The organism is Nocardioides sp. NPDC057772, assembly GCF_042798075.1.
Classification (GTDB): Bacteria; Actinomycetota; Actinomycetes; order Propionibacteriales; family Nocardioidaceae; genus Nocardioides.
On sequence record NZ_JBHVKN010000034.1, the window covers coordinates 1 to 16325 of the forward strand.

At 69.7% G+C, this 16325-nt stretch carries 22 protein-coding genes; 12 read left to right on the forward strand and 10 right to left on the reverse strand.

Features of this window, described 5'->3' with window-relative positions; translation table 11 throughout:
* A partial coding sequence (locus ACFVJS_RS08680) for a DoxX family protein (protein ID WP_378878492.1) occupies nt 1-334 on the reverse strand: 334 nt, incomplete at its 3' end.
* A gap of 166 nt (nt 335-500) precedes the next feature.
* Nucleotides 501-1010, reverse strand: coding sequence for a VOC family protein (locus ACFVJS_RS08685; protein ID WP_378878493.1), 510 nt, complete (start codon nt 1008-1010; stop codon nt 501-503).
* 99 nt (nt 1011-1109) lie between these two features.
* Here ACFVJS_RS08685 and ACFVJS_RS08690 point away from each other — a divergent pair, with 99 nt between their 5' ends.
* From ACFVJS_RS08690 to ACFVJS_RS08705, 4 genes are read left to right on the forward strand one after another with little or no spacing between them, the layout of a single operon-like run.
* The gene (locus tag ACFVJS_RS08690) at nt 1110-1610 is read left to right on the forward strand and encodes a MarR family winged helix-turn-helix transcriptional regulator (RefSeq protein WP_378878494.1); all 501 of its coding nucleotides are present in this window, start codon (nt 1110-1112) and stop codon (nt 1608-1610) included.
* Between the two features lie 52 nt (nt 1611-1662).
* On the forward strand, nt 1663-2442 hold the full coding sequence (locus tag ACFVJS_RS08695) for an ArsR/SmtB family transcription factor (protein ID WP_378878495.1): 780 nt from the start codon (nt 1663-1665) through the stop codon (nt 2440-2442).
* Nucleotides 2443-2477: 35 nt separating this feature from the next.
* Nucleotides 2478-2846, forward strand: coding sequence for a VOC family protein (locus ACFVJS_RS08700; RefSeq protein WP_378878496.1), 369 nt, complete (start codon nt 2478-2480; stop codon nt 2844-2846).
* Complete coding sequence (locus ACFVJS_RS08705) at nt 2843-3118, forward strand: DUF1905 domain-containing protein (protein ID WP_378878497.1); 276 nt, start codon at nt 2843-2845, stop codon at nt 3116-3118. The genes ACFVJS_RS08700 and ACFVJS_RS08705 overlap by 4 nt, the downstream gene beginning before the upstream one ends.
* Here the strand turns inward: ACFVJS_RS08705 and ACFVJS_RS08710 are convergent.
* Nucleotides 3102-3713, reverse strand: coding sequence for a TetR/AcrR family transcriptional regulator (locus ACFVJS_RS08710; protein ID WP_378878498.1), 612 nt, complete (start codon nt 3711-3713; stop codon nt 3102-3104). The two genes, ACFVJS_RS08705 and ACFVJS_RS08710, sit on opposite strands and share 17 nt — an antisense overlap.
* A 61-nt stretch (nt 3714-3774) precedes the next feature.
* Here ACFVJS_RS08710 and ACFVJS_RS08715 point away from each other — a divergent pair, with 61 nt between their 5' ends.
* The gene (locus ACFVJS_RS08715) at nt 3775-5037 is read left to right on the forward strand and encodes an oxygenase MpaB family protein (protein ID WP_378878499.1); all 1263 of its coding nucleotides are present in this window, start codon (nt 3775-3777) and stop codon (nt 5035-5037) included.
* Between the two features lie 7 nt (nt 5038-5044).
* On the opposite strand, the gene ACFVJS_RS08720 is transcribed toward ACFVJS_RS08715, so the two are convergent.
* From ACFVJS_RS08720 to ACFVJS_RS08730, 3 genes are read right to left on the reverse strand one after another with little or no spacing between them, the layout of a single operon-like run.
* Entirely contained in the window at nt 5045-5626 is a 582-nt protein-coding gene (locus ACFVJS_RS08720) for a TetR/AcrR family transcriptional regulator (protein WP_378878500.1), read from the reverse strand.
* Nucleotides 5627-5672: 46 nt separating this feature from the next.
* Nucleotides 5673-6122 carry a hypothetical protein gene (locus ACFVJS_RS08725; protein WP_378878501.1) on the reverse strand — a complete coding sequence of 150 codons (450 nt, stop codon included), beginning with the start codon at nt 6120-6122 and terminating at the stop codon, nt 5673-5675.
* The gene (locus tag ACFVJS_RS08730) at nt 6119-7540 is read right to left on the reverse strand and encodes an MFS transporter (RefSeq protein ID WP_378878502.1); all 1422 of its coding nucleotides are present in this window, start codon (nt 7538-7540) and stop codon (nt 6119-6121) included. The genes ACFVJS_RS08725 and ACFVJS_RS08730 overlap by 4 nt, the downstream gene beginning before the upstream one ends.
* A 90-nt stretch (nt 7541-7630) precedes the next feature.
* Here ACFVJS_RS08730 and ACFVJS_RS08735 point away from each other — a divergent pair, with 90 nt between their 5' ends.
* Nucleotides 7631-8200, forward strand: a complete 570-nt coding sequence (locus ACFVJS_RS08735) for a hypothetical protein (protein ID WP_378878503.1) — start codon at nt 7631-7633, stop codon at nt 8198-8200.
* Between the two features lie 157 nt (nt 8201-8357).
* The gene (locus tag ACFVJS_RS08740; RefSeq protein WP_378878504.1) at nt 8358-8756 is read left to right on the forward strand and encodes a hypothetical protein; all 399 of its coding nucleotides are present in this window, start codon (nt 8358-8360) and stop codon (nt 8754-8756) included.
* A 35-nt stretch (nt 8757-8791) separates the two neighbouring features.
* Here ACFVJS_RS08740 and ACFVJS_RS08745 read toward each other — a convergent pair whose 3' ends face one another.
* Nucleotides 8792-9283 carry an Lrp/AsnC family transcriptional regulator gene (locus ACFVJS_RS08745; protein ID WP_378878505.1) on the reverse strand — a complete coding sequence of 164 codons (492 nt, stop codon included), beginning with the start codon at nt 9281-9283 and terminating at the stop codon, nt 8792-8794.
* A gap of 105 nt (nt 9284-9388) precedes the next feature.
* On the opposite strand from ACFVJS_RS08745, the gene ACFVJS_RS08750 reads away from it, so the two are divergent.
* Nucleotides 9389-10624 (forward strand): trans-sulfuration enzyme family protein, encoded by a 1236-nt coding sequence (locus tag ACFVJS_RS08750; protein ID WP_378878506.1) that lies wholly within the window; start codon nt 9389-9391, stop codon nt 10622-10624.
* Nucleotides 10625-10804, forward strand: coding sequence for a hypothetical protein (locus ACFVJS_RS08755; protein WP_378878507.1), 180 nt, complete (start codon nt 10625-10627; stop codon nt 10802-10804). It abuts the gene before it with no gap.
* Between the two features lie 269 nt (nt 10805-11073).
* On the opposite strand, the gene ACFVJS_RS08760 is transcribed toward ACFVJS_RS08755, so the two are convergent.
* Entirely contained in the window at nt 11074-11325 is a 252-nt protein-coding gene (locus ACFVJS_RS08760) for a hypothetical protein (protein WP_378878508.1), read from the reverse strand.
* 226 nt (nt 11326-11551) lie between these two features.
* Between ACFVJS_RS08760 and ACFVJS_RS08765 the strand changes: the two genes are divergently transcribed.
* Complete coding sequence (locus tag ACFVJS_RS08765; protein ID WP_378878509.1) at nt 11552-12145, forward strand: hypothetical protein; 594 nt, start codon at nt 11552-11554, stop codon at nt 12143-12145.
* Here the strand turns inward: ACFVJS_RS08765 and ACFVJS_RS08770 are convergent.
* On the reverse strand, nt 12142-13134 hold the full coding sequence (locus ACFVJS_RS08770; RefSeq protein WP_378878510.1) for a 5'-3' exonuclease H3TH domain-containing protein: 993 nt from the start codon (nt 13132-13134) through the stop codon (nt 12142-12144). The two genes, ACFVJS_RS08765 and ACFVJS_RS08770, sit on opposite strands and share 4 nt — an antisense overlap.
* On the reverse strand, nt 13131-14576 hold the full coding sequence (zwf, locus tag ACFVJS_RS08775; protein ID WP_378878511.1) for a glucose-6-phosphate dehydrogenase: 1446 nt from the start codon (nt 14574-14576) through the stop codon (nt 13131-13133). Before zwf ends, ACFVJS_RS08770 begins: the two co-directional genes overlap by 4 nt.
* A gap of 137 nt (nt 14577-14713) precedes the next feature.
* Here zwf and ACFVJS_RS08780 point away from each other — a divergent pair, with 137 nt between their 5' ends.
* Together ACFVJS_RS08780 and ACFVJS_RS08785 are read left to right on the forward strand one after the other, a co-directional pair.
* A complete protein-coding gene (locus ACFVJS_RS08780; RefSeq protein ID WP_378878512.1) occupies nt 14714-15595 on the forward strand; it encodes a hypothetical protein in 882 nt (293 codons plus the stop codon).
* Nucleotides 15596-15704: 109 nt separating this feature from the next.
* Nucleotides 15705-15917, forward strand: coding sequence for a dodecin (locus ACFVJS_RS08785; protein WP_378878513.1), 213 nt, complete (start codon nt 15705-15707; stop codon nt 15915-15917).
* Nucleotides 15918-16325: the final 408 nt, after the last annotated feature.

The window sequence follows — 16325 nt, forward strand, 5'->3', positions numbered from 1 at the left end:
GCTCCCAGCCACCCTGGTCGACGAACACGCCGGAGCTGCGGTGGGCGAACCAGAACGCGCCGACCATGTCGACGACGACCAGAGCCGCGGCGACCGGCGTGAGGAGACCCAGCAGAAGCAGCACACCCCCGGCGAGCTCGACGAGCGCGGCGAAGGTCGCGGCCGCCTGAGCGGCCGGGACGCCCATCGCCTCGAACGACTGCGCGGTCCCGTCGAGCGTGTAGGTGGCGAACTTCTGCCAGCCATGGGCGATGAGGACGGTTCCGACGAGGAGCCGGGCTGCGAGCAGACCGAGGTCGGTGGCGGGAGCAGGGAGCGACTGTCCGAGTTTCATGGGGTTCCTTCTCTCGTTGTGCAGGGGTGTTCAGAAATCAGGTACGCAGGCGTCGACCCACGATCCGAGCTGGTCGGGCGCGGCCGTGGTGATGCCGTAGCCGCCGGGGTCCCGGTGCACGACGGCCCGCGCGCCCTCCCGCGGCTCGCCGTGAGCGCCGGGGCGCTCATCCGTCCTCGGTCTGGTTCAGGTCGGCGGCCGTACGGACTCCGCTCCATCGGGCGACGTCCTTGGCCAGGTCGAGCCGGTCGACGGGAGCGGCGTTCTCGAAGTCGCCCCACTCGGCCCGCGGCAGCATCCACATCACCTCGAACTCGTTGCCGTCGGGATCGGCGCCGTAGACGCTCTTGGTCGCGCCGTGGCTGGACTCGCCGGTGAAGGCGCCCAGCTCGGCCAGGGTCAGCCGCGCCTGCTCGAGCTCGTCGATCGTGTCGACCTGCCAGGCGAGGTGGTAGAGACCGAGGGAGCCACGCGGGCGCGGCGACTGAGGGCCGACCCCGAACAGCCCGAGGTCGTGGTGGTTGCCAGACCGCCGCAGCCGCAGGAACGCCGCGTTGGCGCGGGGCTCGCGCGCCATGACCGTCATCCCGAAGGCGGCCTCGTAGAAGGCGATGCTGCGCTCCAGGTCGGCGACGAACAAGACGGCGTGGTTGAGGCGTACCGGGTGGACGCTCATGGTGGGCTCCTCGGACGGAAGGTTGTATCTAAAACAAAACTCTCACGGCATGGTTGTAGCGTCAAGTTTTTGGTTGTAGCGACAAGTTGGCGGGCTACCATGGAATCTGTGGACGATGTCTGGCTGGATGAGGACGAGATGGCCGCCTGGCTGCGTCTGATCGCGATCGTGGAGCTGCTGCCCGGGGTCCTCGACTCCCAGCTCCGGCGTGAGGCCGGGCTGACGCACTTCGAGTACTTCGTCCTGGCTGTGCTGTCCCAGGCGGACGACCGGACACTGCGGATGACGGCCCTGGCCCATCGCACCAACGCGACGCTGGCGCGGCTGTCGCACGTCGTGCGACGGTTGGAGGAGCGCGGTCTGGTGGAGCGGTTTCCGTGCCCCGAGGACGCGCGCGCCACGAATGCCCGGCTCACTGCGGCCGGCTGGGACGCCGTCGTCGCGGCTGCGCCCGGCCATGTGGCCAACGTACGCAGCCATGTGCTCGACGGATTGTCCGCAGAGCAGGTTCGACAGCTGACCGAGGTCGGCGACGCCGTCCTCGCGCGGCTCGACCCGAAGGGCAAGATGACGGCGCTGTATCGGCCCGAGGAGTCGTAGGCGCGGCGGCTCTGTCTGGTCCGGCCTGCCGTCTTCCTTGACATGAAACCAAATGGTTTCCTATTGTCGGGCTGTGGAACAGGTGTTTCGAGCTCTCGGTGACCCGACTCGGCGGGCGTTGCTCGACGCACTTCTGCAGGACGACGGGCAGACGCTGTCCTCCCTGGTGAGTCGCCATGCCATGACTCGCCCGGCAGTCGCCAAGCACCTGGCGATCCTCGAGGAGGCGGGCCTGGTGGTGGTCGCCCGCAGGGGACGCGAGAAGCACCACTTCCTCAACGTGGTGCCGATCCGCGAGATCCATGACCGTTGGGTGACGAAATACACCGAGACCTGGGCGAGCGGCCTCGCCGACCTCAAACGAGACCTGGAGCGCACGATGGAGAAAGTCTTCGAGATCTACATCCGCACCACCCCGGAGCGACTGTGGGAGGCGATCACCGACCCGCAGATCCGCGCGAAGTACCACTTCGGTGCCGGCGTCCACTCCGACTGGACTCCGGGGTCGGGCTTCGCCATGGTGCACCCTGGCTCGGAGCGGCCGCTCGCCGAGGGTGAGAACGTCGTCGTCGAGCCGCCGAAGCGCTTGGTCCAGTCGATGCGCACGCTCTGGTCCGAGGCCGCCGAGGAGCAGGGCACCACGCGCGTGACCTGGGAGATCGAGCCCGTCGGCGACTCCTGTCGCCTCACCGTCACCCACGACCAGCTGCGCGGCGACGCGCCCCCGGAGCTCTACGGCGGCTGGCCGATGATCCTGTCCGGTCTCAAGACGTGGCTGGAGACGGGGGAGACCCTGACCACCCCGGGATCGCAGATGTACGGACCCAGCTGACGCCCCGTCGACGTCATCGACCGAGAGGAACCCTGATGAGCACCATCACCGATATCCGCACCGTCGGCATCACCACCGCCGACCAGGACAAGGCCATCGGCTTCTACCGCGACACCCTGGGCTTCGACGTACGGCTCGACGTCGACGGGCCGACCCGCTGGATCGAGGTCGCGCCACGAGGAAGCGACGTCACTCTCGCGCTGGTCGCCGGCGACCGCGAGGCGGGCGAGATCACCGAGACCGGGATCCGGTTCAACGTCCCCGATGCAGCCGCCGAGCGCGAGTCGCTCGGATCGCGCGGTGTGAGCGTCGGCGAGCTGCTGCTCTGGCCGGGCGTACCGCCGATGTTCTCCTTCGACGACCCCGATGGGAACCGCTTCGTGATCATCGAGCAGGCGTCATGAGCACCCCGATCGACAAGACCTTCACCGCGACGCTGACCCGGAGCGAGGCCAAGGGCGGCTGGACCTACGTGGTCACCGACTGGACCGCGGACTTCTTCGGCACCCGCGGCCTCGTCAGGGTCGCCGGGACGATCGACGCCCACCCCTTCGAGGCCTCCTTCATGGCCCTCGGCGACGGCACCCACAAGCTGCCGCTCAAGGCCGAGCTCCGCGAGGCGCTCGGCAAGTCCGCCGGTGACAGCGTCACCATCCATCTCACCGAACGCCGCTGAGATCGGTCTGACTCAGGTAGCCGACGGTGAGGGCAACCATCTCCTCCAGCACGGCCTCGCGCGGGTAGGGCGGTCGGTCGAGCACCCAGCGCAGTGCGATGTTCTCCATCGCCACCACCAGTACCCATGCGGTGAGGTGCGCGTCGGGGCGGTTCCTCGCGACCGCCCCGGCGTGCAGGTAGGCGGCGGTGAGGTCGCGTACGCGGGTGACGAGTGCCGCGTGGCGGTCCCGGTTGCGGGAGGCGGGGAGCTCTTCGGTCAGGACGCGCAGGAGGGTCGGATCCTGCTCCAGCCCGGCGAGCAGCGCGTCGGCGACCGACCGGATCGCCGGTGTGCCGGTGGTGCTCGCGTGGAGTGCCAGTGCCGAGGCGGTGCGCTCGGAGACGTCCTCCCAATAGCGGCTGATCACGATGTCGAGGATCGAGGCCTTGTCGGAGAAGTACTGGTAGAGCGAGCCTGGGCTGATCCCCGCGGCGGCTGCGACGCGGTTGGTCGAGAACGACTCGTAGCCGTCGTCGACGAGCACCTGCCGTCCGGCGGTCAGGATGCGCTCGACCGTCGCCTTCGAGCGGGCCTGCCTGGGTGTCTTGCGCATGTCGTAACCGTAGGTGGAACGCGAATTGAAAGCGAGCTTCTGCTCGCATCACGCTGGAGGTATGACCACACTCGCGCAGCAGGGCACCCAACCCAGCGGTTTCCCCACCCGCTTTCGCGAAGGAGAGGCGCGCGGCCGCCGTCTCGGCAGGCCGTTGCGACTCCTGGGACGCGTCACCGAGGTCGACGAGGGCCTGATGGAGCGGATCGGGCGGGCGTTCAACGAGCGGGACGAGCCCGGTGCGCGCCTGGCGGAGGCGATCCGGATGCGAGCCGGGGCGCCAGGCAAGGTCACGATGACCCAGCTGCGTACGGCTCTGGAGCACGGTGTCGCGGCGGTGGAGTCCCCGCCTCCGGCGCTCGCCGAGTTCTTCGCCCGGGTCGAGGACACCCCGGACTGGGTCGACTGGGACCTCGTCGACGAGGGTGGTCGCGGGTTCACGCGGCTCGGCCAGAACGCCGCCGACGTGCTCCTGCAGCTCTCGCTGATCAGCGGTTACCGGTTCGGTGGTCCGCCCGACCTGCTCGTCGCCACCGGTGGTCTGACCGGCAGCACCACCCGGCGTCGCCTGGCCGAGACCCAGCACTGGGCGGTGAGCCTGCGCCGGCCGGGTGCGCTACGGCCGCCGGGCTCGGGTTCGAGGTCGGGGGAGGCGTGGCGCCTCACCGTCCACGTACGGGCCATGCATGCGCTGGTCAACGCCGGGTTCGAACAACGGTGGGACACGGCTCGGTGGGGGCTGCCGATCAACCAGGCCGACCAGGCGGCCACGCTGGGCCTGTTCGACGGCGTCCTCATCATCGGGTGCCGGGCGCTCGGCGTGCCGGTCTCCCGGCAGGACGCCCGGGCGCTGATGCACCTGTGGAAGTACGTCGGCTGGCTGATGGGCGTCGACGAGGACTTCCTCGTCGACAGCGAGTGGGAGCGCCACCGGATCAACTACCACGTGCTGCTCTCGCAGGCGGAGATCTCCGATGCCGGACCGCAGCTGGCGCAGGCGGCGGTCGAGGTGCAGCGGGAGCGGCGGTATCCGGGATGGCCGGGCGCTCTGCAGCGGGCGCGTGGCTGGTACGAGCGGGAGCGGCTGCTCTCGATGCTGACCGTCTTCCTCGGCACCAGGTCGATGAGCGAGCTCGGCCTTCCGGCCAGGCCGCCGTGGGCACACGCGTACGTGCTGCCGATGAACCTGCTCAGATACCGGGTCCTCGGCCGGTCGGCGCAGGGGCGGGCTCGTCTGGAGAGGCGAGGGCACCGCAACGCGGACAGGCTGCTGACCAGCTACTTCGGGTCCGAGCACGCGACCGTCGGCAACCTCCCCGAGTGAGCGTCTGTCAGTCGCTTGGGGCGCCAGGAGGGGTGAGAGCCGCCTGGATGGTGCCGTCGATCAGCCCGGCCGCCTCGGACGCCTTGATGTCACCGCGGTAGACGGCGCCGGAAGCGGCGTGGAGGACGCTCTGGAGCAGGGTCAGCTGCCACTCGAGGGGCTGGTCGTCGCGGAAGCTGCCGTCGCGACGGCCCCGCTCCATCAGCGGCTTCCAGCGGTCGATCAGTCCGAGATGGGCCGCCTGGAACTGCTCGTGGGGCATGCTCTGCTCGGCGGCGACGATGAGCGCGCCGTACTGCTGCGTCAGCTGCCAGGAGGCCTCGAGGAGCCGGGTCAGCGCCGCGCGGGGATCACCGCCGAGATCGACCGCGCCGAGCGCCTCGTCGGACTGCTGGATGGCGCGCTCGACGACCTGGGTGACCAGCGTGGCCCGGGACTCGAAGTGGCCGTAGAGCGTGACCCGGCCGACGCCTGCCGCCTTGGCGATCTCGGCCACGCTCACGTCCGGATCGCGGGCGAGACAGGCCGTCGCCGCATCCATGATCGACTCGATGTTCTTACGCGCGTCGGCGCGCTTCAGGGTCGTCATCGGCGAACCTCCCACGAGATGATGAACATCAGAGTACAGGTTAGGTCTACTGGGCTCGCATCACGTCCCGCTGGGCGTGCGCGTGGTGGGCATGGCCCCCGTACTCGCCGGGGCGCGCGAGCATCGCGGCGAGCATGAGGAGGAGCATCAGCACGTGGCCGAGCAGCATCAGGCCGTCGGCATCGATGACGCCGAGCCACAACAACGGGAAGAGGGCGACGAAGCCCGCGTACATCGCGGCCGACATCTCCGCGACCGGCCGCCAGCCGTGTCCGCGAAAGCGCATCCAGGCGGCCATCGGGATCACCATCGTGGTGGCCATGACCAGCGACTCGACGTCGGCGCGATGCACCCATGCGTCCGCGGGCAGGCCGGCGGTGGCGAGCATCCACAGCGGGTAGAGCAGCATCATCCCGACGACCATCGCGACGATCATCTGGAGGTAGTGCAGCGCGAACGTCAGCGCGCGGGATCTCGGTCGGCGGGGCTTCGTCATGACGCGGTCTCCTGGTGGATCTCGGCGGTGGCGGGTGCTGGGCGGCCGGGGATCAGCGCCCCCGCGAGGAGGGCGGCGAGTGCTGCGATCAGGGCGGCGACGAGATAGGCCCGCTCGAAGCCGGCGGTGGTGCCCTCGACGAGGCTGGCCGCGGCGACGCCGGACATCACTGCGGCGCCGAGCGAGGCGCCGAGCTCGTGGAAGGTGCTCAGGATGCCGGAGGCGACGCCGGCGAGGTGCGGCTCGACCTGGCTGAGCGCGGTCGCCGAGGCGACCACGAAGAGCACGCCCAGGCCGGCCGACCCGATGCTGACCGCGACCACGGTCGTGACCGTGCTCATGCTGATCGCAGGCACGACGAGCCCGGCGCCGGCGACGAGCAGCCCGACGACGCCGAGGGTGCGGGCACCGACACGACCGATGAACCTGCCGGCCAGCTGTGCGCCGGCCATGGTCGCCGCGGCGACCGGCAGGAACAGCAGCCCGGTGGTGAGCGGGCCGTGCCCGGCGGAGCTTTGCAGGTAGAACGTGCCGAGGAAGAACACCGCCACCATCAGCGCGGTCGCGACGAACAGCACGAACGTGCCGGACAGGACGGGTCGCCGCGAGATCAGCGCCGGGTCGATGAGCGGGTGTCGCGTACGCCTCAGCCAGCCGGCCAGCAGAACGTAGCCGACGATGCCGGCGAGGACGAGTCCGGCCGTGCGGGGTGAGGTCCAGCCGCCGTCGCCGGCCTCGATGAAGCCGAGGATCAGGAGCCCGGTCGCGGCGGTGACGATCAGAGCACCGATGAGGTCGAGACGTACGTTGCCTCCCCATGCCGGCAGCGGCGGCAGCAGTCGGGCCAGCACGACCGCGACGACCGCGCCGACGGGCACGTTGATCAGGAAGACCCATTCCCAGCCCGGTCCGGCGGTCAGGGCGCCGCCGAGAAGCACACCGATCGCCGCGCCGCCTGCGCCGAGAGCCGACCAGATCCCGAGCGCACGGTTGCGCTCGTCGCCGTCGAAGAGCCGGACGACCGTCGACAGGGCAGCGGGGGAGAGCATCGCCGCCCCGACACCTTGGGCGACCCGGCCGCCGATCGCCAGCTCCGCGCTGGTGGCGAGACCGGTGGCCAGAGAGGCCACGGTGAAGACGGTCAGGCCTGCCAGCACCACCGGCTTCGGGCCGAACAGGTCGGCCGCCCGGCCGCCGAGCAGCATCAGGCCGCCGAACGCCAGGGTGTACGCGCTCACCACCCAGGTCAGTGCATCACGCCCCAGGCCGAGGTCGGCGCCCATGTGCGGCAGCGCGATCGCCACCACGGTGACGTCGAGGATGAGCATGAACTGCGCCAGTCCCAGCAGTCCGAGCAGCCGCCATCGGCGAGGGTCCGCGGGTTGTCCCGTGGTGGGGTCGTGAGTCGTGTCGGTCATGAGGCCTCCTCCGCTAACATGAACATTGCTGTTCGAGATTATCTCGAACATCGCTGTTCGACAACCGACATGACGACTGCGGGAGACCCCATGAACTCGACAACGACCGCTCACGCTGCGCCGGCGTCCCTGAAGCGCCCGCTCTGGGGACACTGGCCGGCCGCGCTCGGGCTGGCAGCCGCGACCTTCCAGATCGTCACGGGAGCGGCGACCGACGCGGTCGCCCTCACCGTCACCGTCGCCGCGAGCTGCTACCTGGCCGCGGCCGCCTTCGGTCTGCGCTGGATCGCCTGGGCGAACATCCTCGTCGGCTCGATCGTGGCCATCCTGAGCGAGCTGGCCGGCGCGCCGTGGTGGCTCGGCCTCGCGGTCTTCGCCGTGGTCCTCGTCGTGGTCGGTCTGCTGCGCCGAGCCCCCGTCCGCTGGCTTTCTGCCGAGGGGTTCGCGATGGTCGGTTTCGGTGGCCTCGCTGTCGTAGCCGTGCTGATCTCGCCCCGAACAGGCCTGGCTCTGGCAGGTGTCGCGCTCGCCAGCCATGCGGCCTGGGACTACCTCCACTGGCGCCGCGACGCGGTGGTCCCGCGGTCGATGGCCGAGTTCTGCATCGTCTTGGACGTCCTCTTCGGTGCGGCCGCCATCACGCTGGCGATCATCGGATGAGGCTGTAGGTGCCCGCTGCGCTGCAGAGGATCCGGGATACGGAGCGACCGAGTCCTTACCTGCGCGTTACCAGGGCTCAACGGCGCAGTCATCGCTGCCCGGCATGCTGGATACCGAGGATCCTTCAGACCCTGCAGCTCCAGTGAAGGAGGCGAAGATGGCAGTCGAAACACGCCCCGCTCGGAACACCGACGTCCCGCCCACGGTCCGCCGTGAGACTCGCATGGCTCGATTCATCCGCTGGGCGGATGACTACACGCTCTGGGCGTTCAACCCGCCGGCCGCGCTGGCTCCGGGGGCGTCCCCGACGCGCAGGTCGGAGGCACCCGTGTCCGTGGACACGGGCATCGATGACCCGGTCGCCGCTCTTCGCGACCTCGAGCGCCTCCGCTGCACGGTGGACAAGCGCCTCGAGGACCTGCACGAGGAGAGCGCGCAGGCCGTCCGCATGCTGAGGCGTCGTGGTTGGTCGTTCGGCCGGATCGCGGCAGAGACGGGCATCAGCAACGTACGGGTCGCCCAGCTCGCCCGGGCTTCGCTCGGTCGGGGGCGCTGAGACCCGGGGCCGGGAAGGGGCTGAGGTCGGTCAGACTAGACGCTCTCTCGAGGCAGCACGCCCGGGCCCTCGCGGAGCTCGAAGACGAGCTGCGTCTCGGTCTGTCGAACGACGCGATGGACCGTCACGTGCTGCAGCACGAAGTCGCGCAGCGCCTCGGCGTCCTCGACGGCGACGTGGAGATGGAAGTCGTCCGCGCCGGCGACGTGGAAGGCCTGGATCACGCCGGGAGTCGTCGCCAGGTCGTCGTAGAGCTTCTCGACGTGCTCCTTGCTGTGGCTGCCGAGACGGACCTTGATGACCGCCTGCAGCGGGTAGCCGAGGGAACGGACGTCGACGTCGAGGCGGCGGCCGGTGATGACGCCGTTGTCGCGCAGGGCACGTAGCCGGTAGGCGCAGGTCGACTCGGCGAGTCCGAGACGCGCCGCGAGGGCTTTGTTGGTGAGCTCGGGGTTGTCTCCGAGCTCGCTCAGGATGTGGCGGTCGACGGAGTCGAGGGAGGGTTGCACTTTCGCCAACTGGGACACCCCTGGTCGCTGGTTGTGTTGTTCGAAAGCGGCAAGATCGCAGGATCGCTGGGATCTTCGGCAATCGGTGTGGTCAGAAGTTGTGATTCTCGCCACCATCTTGGCATGCCGCTTGTGAACCCCCACCTCGACTCGCTCGCCGTCCACGCCGGCCGGGAAGACCTGGCGATGCTCGGTGTCCACGCCCTGCCGCTCGACCTCTCCTCGACCAACCCGCTGCCCGACATCGAGCGCGGTGGCGAGTCGTACGCGGCCATGGCGACGGGCGGCCACCCGAACCCGGAGGGCGGGTACGTCTACCAGCGGCTCTGGAACCCCACCGTCGCGCGGTTCGAGTCGGCGCTGGCGAAGCTCGAGCACGCCGAGACGTCGGTCGCGTACGCGTCAGGCATGGCTGCTATGACCGCAGCGATCATCGCGAGCACGTCCTTCAGCGGGAAGCGGCACATCGTCGCCGTCCGCCCACTGTACGGCGGCACCGACCACCTGCTCGCCTCCGGTCTGTTGGGAGTGGAGGTGACGTTCTGTGCCGAGCACGAGGTCGCCGCCGCGGTCCGGGCCGACACGGCCCTGGTGGTGCTGGAGACCCCGGCCAACCCGACGTTGGACCTCGTCGACATCGCCGGCGTCGTGGCAGCAGCCGGTGACGTACCGGTGCTCGTGGACAACACGTTCGCGACACCGGTCCTGCAGAACCCGCTCACGCTGGGCGCGGCGATGTCACTGCACAGCGCGACCAAGTACATCGGCGGCCACGGCGACGTCGTCGGCGGCGTGATCGCCTGCAACGAGGAGACCGCCGCCCGGCTGCGCCAGGTCCGCGCGGTCACCGGTGGCCTCCTGCACCCGCTGGGCGCCTACCTCCTGCACCGCGGCCTCGCCACCCTCCCCACCCGTGTCCGCGCCCAGCAGGCCGGCGCGGTCTCGATCGCGACCTGGCTGCGATCCCACCGGGCCGTCGAACAGGTCCACTTCCCTGGTCTCGATGACGACCGGGGCCTGGTCGGGAAGCAGATGAGCGGCCCCGGAGCCATGGTGACGATCGCGCTCCGCGGCGGGTACGAAGCCGCTGCCCGGCTCACCTCCTCGGTCGAGCTCTTCACCCATGCCGTCTCCCTCGGTGGTGTTGACTCCCTCATCCAGCACCCCGCCGGCCTCACCCACCGCCCGGTCGAGGCCCACGCCAAGCCCGCCGCCAATCTCGTCCGTCTCTCGATCGGCCTGGAGAACCCGGAGGACCTGATGGCCGACCTCGACGCCGCGCTCTCCGGTGCGTTCGTCCCTGCTGCTCGCCCCGCGGATCCCGCGGCCCGCGCCGGTCTGGCGCCCGAGGTCGCCTGAGTGCTTGCAACCGAGTCCGGGTGGGTCGACGCCCTGCGTGAGCTCGTTCTGGACGGCGGTGATCGATACCTGGTGGTCTCGCAGTCCAGCCTCGCGACCGCGGGCGCACCCGACACCCGTGAAGCCGAGAAGCTGGTCGCCGACCTCCAAGAGCGGTGGGCCCTCGATCACATCGGGTAGAGAGAGTCTCGTGGTCCGTCTCTGACGTGCTGTGCGAGCATCAGGCCATGACTCGGGGGCGTTGGTTCGCGGTGGTTGCTGTGGCTGTGCTGATCGCGGGCGCTGTTGTCGGCGGTGTCCGGTGGTGGGGCTCGGACGAGCAGGTCGAGCGGCGGCTGATGGACGAGGTCGCACAGATGGGCGGCGTACGCGACGTCGACGCCGACGAGAAGCGAGTCGTGCTGGCTGACGGGATCACGGTCGAGCAGGCGGAGAAGGTCCTCGAGCGCTTAGGTGCTGGGTCGGCGCGTGATCGATGGGTGGTGCGCCTCGGAGTTGCCGAGATCGAGATCCGTGGCAACAGCGGCGAGGGTGCGGCCGCTCTGGTGACGTACGGAGCCCTGCGCGAGACCGAGGTGGAGAGGATCAACCTCGTGGATCAGCCGGTGCAGCCTCAGGTGCGGGTGACGGTCGGCGATCCGAGTGCCCGGGTCGCCGCCGCGCAGAAGGTGATCGCGCTGGTCGCTGCCGATCAGAGCCAAGGCGCAAGGCCGTCGGAGATCCGACGACCTTCGCACGTCTGTCGGCGACGAGCGCGACGCGCCCACTGTCTGGCGCGCCGTCGAGCGCGTCCTCGAGAAGGGGGAGGTCGCTCGGATCGAGGTCGGTGCAGACCCGGAGGCGGCCACGTACTCGGGCGGCCAGGGCCAGCGGATCGAACCCGCCCTGGCTGCCGCCAGGAGCCTCCGCGACGCCGGCGCGACAGCCGTGACCGACATCGACATGGGTCTCACCGAGATCACCGCCGAGACCGCGACGCTGAGCGAGGTCGGGGCGGTCGGAGCTGCCGCGGTCGAGATCGGACCCGAGCTCCAGCTCGCCGTGACCTGGCCGGAGCCGGTCGAGTGGTACGGCGACGGCGCGGGGCCGGCCCAGATCGTGGACCGACCGTCCGAGGTGGCCCGGGTCGCGCCGAAGCTGGCCGAGATAGCGAAGCTCGGCTACGTGATCATGTGGGGGCCTGACCTGGTCGGGATCGACGACGGCGGAGCGTACGTCCTCGCCTACCCGAAGCCGGAAGGCGACTTCCGTCCGGGCGAGCTCGACCGGGTGATGACCATGCTGCGCGATGTCGGCTGGTCAGGGACGCGGCTGGTCGGTGTCGTCTCCGCGCCGTACGACTGCGGCAACGAGAACGAGAAGGGGACGATCGTCGCCTGGATCCGGTCGACGGCGACCGGTCGAGGCACGGTGGCAAACACGGACTTCTCCCGGCGGGGCGCCACGTGCACGGACCAGATCGACGCGGCGCGCCCGGAGGCGGAGAAGACCGCCACCCGGGCGTGGAACTCGACCCTCTAGAACGAAGTCGAAGCGGGGTTCGTGCTCAGCACCCGCTGTGCCACGGCCGTGGTGGCCTCGACGCCGAGAAAGCCCACGACCCGGGTGACGCGGTCGATGTCGAGCGGGAGCAGGCCAGGGGTGCCGGGGATGTCCGGCGTGAGCCGGAGGTCGAGGTCGTCGCGGCAGGTCATGATCCGCAGGTTGAAGTCGTAGCGCTCCCGGGCGCCCGGCGCGGACAGCGCGCGGACGACGCGTGCGCCGATGCGGCGTACGCCGGTGTCGGCCGCCCACGCGTCGAGGACTTCTATCACCTTCTGCCCGTCGTTGTCGGCGATGTCGGCCCAGACGCCGTCCATGGGGCCGAACTGGTCGAGGAGCGCGGCGGCGGTCTTCTCGCCGATGCCGCTGACGCCGGGTAGGTTGTCGCTGGCGTCACCGCGGAGGGCGGCGTACTCCAGATAGCGGGAGGCGGGAACGCCGTACATCGCATACAGACGCGCGGGATTGAGCAGGGGAGAGCCGTTGATGCCGCCGTTGATCAGCCGTAGGACCTGGGTGTGCTCGCTGATCAGCGCGAACGCGTCGCGGTCGGAGGTGATCACGACGCAGTTCCACCCGTTGCGGACCGCCCACGCCGCGGCGGAGGCGTTCACGTCGTCGGCCTCGAGGCCTGGGGGAGTGAGGGTCGCGAGCCCGAGAGCGTCGAGCATCGCACCGGCCCGGCCGAGCTGCTCCACCAGCATCGGATCCTTCTCCGCGCGCCCGGCCTTGTAGTCGGGATAGGCATCCCTGCGTACGGATGCCGCGCGGTCGTCGAGCCCGAAGAGCACCGCGTCGGGTGCGAAGGCGTCGATCGAGTCGAGGATCTGCCGCAGCATGCCGTGCAGCGCCCACGCGGGCCGGCCGGCACGGTCGACCATGCGAGTGTGGGCCCGCGCGTGATGGTTGCGGTGGAGCAGCGAGGGTGCGTCGACGACGAGGAGGAGGCGGCGAGGCGAGCTGGTCATCGAGTCGACGGGGTCCGTCCCAGCCGCCAGCCGCCGATCGGCAGCTCGAGCGCCGACTCCGGTCCCCACGATCCCTGTGGGTAGCTCTCCACGGCCGGCCGGTGCTCGAGCACCGGCTGGCAGATCTCCCACAGCCGCTCGACCTCGCGGGCGCTCGTGAACAGGGTGCGGTCGCCGTTCATGACGTCGAGGAGTAGCCGCTCGTAGGCCTCCAGCGGCCCGGCGTCCGGTGCGTCGCAGGCGAGGTCGAGGCGGAAGACGCCCTCGGTCAGCGCCATCCCGGGGCCGGGCCTCTTGGCCCTGACCTCGATCTCGATCCGAGCGTCGTCGCTGAGCTCGATGACCAGCTCGTTGGGCTGGGCCGGTCCCGGGTTGGCCGGCTGGAGCCACCGGTGTCGCGGGTCGGTGAACCGGATCGTGATCGTCCGCCGCCCGGCCGCGAGCGCCTTGCCGGTGCGCAGGTAGAACGGCACCCCGCGCCAGCGGTCGTTGTCGATCCAGGCCTCGATGGCGACGTACGTCTCCACGTCGGAGTCGGCGGCGACATCCGGCTCCCCGCGGTAGCCGTCGTACTGCCCGAAGACCACGCGCTCGGGGTCCAGCGGCCGCACGGCAGCGAAGGCGGCGGCCTTCGCCGCGCGGATCGCGCCCTCCCGGAAGGCGTGCGGGTCCTCCATCGCGACGAAGCCGAGCAGCTGACACAGGTGGGTGGTGACCATGTCGCGGAGGCAGCCGGTGCCCTCGTAGAAGCTGCCGCGACCGGTGACGGTGAGCTTCTCGGGTACGTCGATCTGCACCGACTCGATGCTGTGCCGGTTCCAGGCGGGCTCGAAGAGTCCGTTGGCGAAGCGCAGCGCCAGCAGGTTCTGCACGGCCTCCTTCCCGATGAAGTGGTCGATCCGGAAGATCTGCGTCTCGTCGAACGCCTCGCTGAGCACCGCGTCGAGCTCGCGCGCCGAGGCGAGATCGGTGCCGAACGGCTTCTCCGCGACCAGACGGCTGCGGGCGTTCAGCCCCTCGCGGGCGAGCATCCCGACCATCGGCTCCACCGCCTGCGGCGGCACGGAGAGATAGAGAAGGCGATGTACGTCGCCCACGGTCTGCCCGCTGTCCAGCGCGAGCCGGTCCTCGGCCTCATGCACCGCCTCGGCCAGCGCGGACCCGTCCTCGGCAGAGGAGGCGACGAAGCGGATCCGCTCCAGCAGCGGCCCCGCGACGGCCTCGTCGACGTCGCCGACGAACTCCTTCAATGCCTGGTTCACGTGGCTGCGGAAGTCCTCGTCGGTCCCGGGCGAGCGTCGCCCGCTGCCGATGATCGCGAGCTGGTCGGGCAGCCGCTTCGCCAGGGCGAGCCGGTAGAGCCCGGGGAACAGCTTGCGCGCGGCCAGGTCGCCGGTCGCGCCGAAGAGGACGAGTACGTGCGGGGCGGGTTTCGAGGGCACGTGCTCAGTCTCCCACTCGCTGCCACGGACGCCCGGACCTGGCGGGGCGGTGATCTTTGCTTTCTGAGATGTTTAGACGCCGATGTCGTGGGGAGATTCCCTGACGTCAGACGAGATCGTAGGGAAGGCAACGAGTGATGAGGTTCGACGACGCCGCACGGGGTCGCGTACAGCGTAGGGTCTCGAACACGCCCACGAACGAGCTCACCGCCGCCAACCTGGACGTGATCGTCCTCGAGGAGACCGGCACTCACAAGAGCCTCAGAGACCTCTTCCGTCACGCGGAGGAGGTTCGCTTCGCCCTCGAGGGCGGAACCCGAGCGGCACTGAACGCGGGCACGTCGCTCAACTGCTTCGGACTCCTGGCTGTCGTCGCCGCAGCGGGTGCTTGGGGTGGCATCTTCGGCCGGTACGAGTCACCCGGTTGGATGTGGATGCCTCCAGCCCTCGCGCCGGTGGTTGCGGTCGCAGCGGTGATCGTCGCGGTGTTCTCGCTGGGGCGTCCGGCCACTCGGATGGCCTCTGGGGCGGTCTCGATCGCGTTCGTCCTCATCGGCGTCGCCGGCGGCGCGACGCTCTACGTATCAGACGTCGATCCGTGGGAACAGTGGTCGCTCTTGGCCTCGATCATCGTCTGTGGAGCAGCCACGTTGTCGCTCCGCCTAGCCCGGGCCCTCAACTCCGACGAGTCCCACGACCTCGAGCTCGCCCTTTTCCGCGCCCGGCGTGAGGCACGGGCACTCCTTGCTGAGGAGCGAGCCACGTTCCTGCCCAGGCTCGAACAAGCCCTGGAAGACGTACGAGCCGATCTTCTCGAGCTCGATGCTGTCTGGGCCTTCGCCGCGGAATGTGCGGCCAAGCGCGGCATCAAGGACCTCGATCGCGCGAACGGTCCTGTCGGCGCATCGAAGCTCGCGTCGATCCTGAGCATCCCGCGCGATCACCACGACGTCGCGGGGGAGAGAGCCGAGGCGGCATGGGAGAAGAGGAATCGGCCGCAGCGAGGAGTGACGGGCTGACGGGTCAGCGGCGGCAACCCTTGCGCCGCCTCGGTGACGCGCTCATGGTTGATCACAGAGCCGGGAACGTTCGGGCCAGTGAGCCAACCACCAAGAGAAGGGCGACACCATGTCTTCGCACACCTACCGCGTCACCGAGATCGTCGGTTCCTCCGAGACCGGACTCGAGGATGCCATCCGCAGTGGCCTCGGCCGCGCGGCCCAGACCCTGCGGCACCTGGACTGGTTCGAGGTCACCCAGATCCGCGGCCACCTCGAAGAGGGCGAGATCCAGCACTTCCAGGTCGGCCTCAAGGTCGGCTTCCGCATGGAGGACGACTGACCGTACAACGCGGCGGGACGCGATGGCGATCACTTGCGCAGCTCGGAGCGGACGGGATGACCATGACGCCGAGACACGACTCATGACCCTGGCGCCGACGTTCGAGCCGCTCACTGCGGTGGCCACCGCTATGTAGACGTCGGGCGAGTGCGACGACGAGCACCGGGAAGCGGTACGGGGAAAGTACGGGTAAGCACTGATCACGAGGATCGCTAGCGTCCCCGACTGTCCACACCACTCGGGGCACGTCGAGGAGTCGAGCTCATGGAGAAGCACCCGATCCGCCGGGTCGTCATATTCGCGGTCAGCGCTGTCGCGTCCGTCATCGCTGTGTTCGCCGGATTCGCGCTGTCGCCATTACCGGCGAGCGCTGCCATCCCCAGCATCGACAGCTGTGACCACTTGATC

Excerpts from the sequence above, each read along its gene's own strand:
- ACFVJS_RS08685 (WP_378878493.1), bottom strand. The coding sequence starts at position 1,010 with ATGAGCGTCCACCCGGTACGCCTCAACCACGCCGTCTTGTTCGTCGCC.
- ACFVJS_RS08690 (WP_378878494.1), top strand. The coding sequence starts at position 1,110 with ATGGAATCTGTGGACGATGTCTGGCTGGATGAGGACGAGATGGCCGCC.
- ACFVJS_RS08695 (WP_378878495.1), top strand. The coding sequence starts at position 1,663 with ATGGTTTCCTATTGTCGGGCTGTGGAACAGGTGTTTCGAGCTCTCGGT.
- ACFVJS_RS08700 (WP_378878496.1), top strand. The coding sequence starts at position 2,478 with ATGAGCACCATCACCGATATCCGCACCGTCGGCATCACCACCGCCGAC.
- ACFVJS_RS08705 (WP_378878497.1), top strand. The coding sequence starts at position 2,843 with ATGAGCACCCCGATCGACAAGACCTTCACCGCGACGCTGACCCGGAGC.
- ACFVJS_RS08710 (WP_378878498.1), bottom strand. The coding sequence starts at position 3,713 with ATGCGCAAGACACCCAGGCAGGCCCGCTCGAAGGCGACGGTCGAGCGC.
- ACFVJS_RS08715 (WP_378878499.1), top strand. The coding sequence starts at position 3,775 with ATGACCACACTCGCGCAGCAGGGCACCCAACCCAGCGGTTTCCCCACC.
- ACFVJS_RS08720 (WP_378878500.1), bottom strand. The coding sequence starts at position 5,626 with ATGACGACCCTGAAGCGCGCCGACGCGCGTAAGAACATCGAGTCGATC.
- ACFVJS_RS08725 (WP_378878501.1), bottom strand. The coding sequence starts at position 6,122 with ATGACGAAGCCCCGCCGACCGAGATCCCGCGCGCTGACGTTCGCGCTG.
- ACFVJS_RS08730 (WP_378878502.1), bottom strand. The coding sequence starts at position 7,540 with ATGACCGACACGACTCACGACCCCACCACGGGACAACCCGCGGACCCT.
- ACFVJS_RS08735 (WP_378878503.1), top strand. The coding sequence starts at position 7,631 with ATGAACTCGACAACGACCGCTCACGCTGCGCCGGCGTCCCTGAAGCGC.
- ACFVJS_RS08740 (WP_378878504.1), top strand. The coding sequence starts at position 8,358 with ATGGCAGTCGAAACACGCCCCGCTCGGAACACCGACGTCCCGCCCACG.
- ACFVJS_RS08750 (WP_378878506.1), top strand. The coding sequence starts at position 9,389 with ATGCCGCTTGTGAACCCCCACCTCGACTCGCTCGCCGTCCACGCCGGC.
- ACFVJS_RS08770 (WP_378878510.1), bottom strand. The coding sequence starts at position 13,134 with ATGACCAGCTCGCCTCGCCGCCTCCTCCTCGTCGTCGACGCACCCTCG.
- ACFVJS_RS08780 (WP_378878512.1), top strand. The coding sequence starts at position 14,714 with ATGAGGTTCGACGACGCCGCACGGGGTCGCGTACAGCGTAGGGTCTCG.
- ACFVJS_RS08785 (WP_378878513.1), top strand. The coding sequence starts at position 15,705 with ATGTCTTCGCACACCTACCGCGTCACCGAGATCGTCGGTTCCTCCGAG.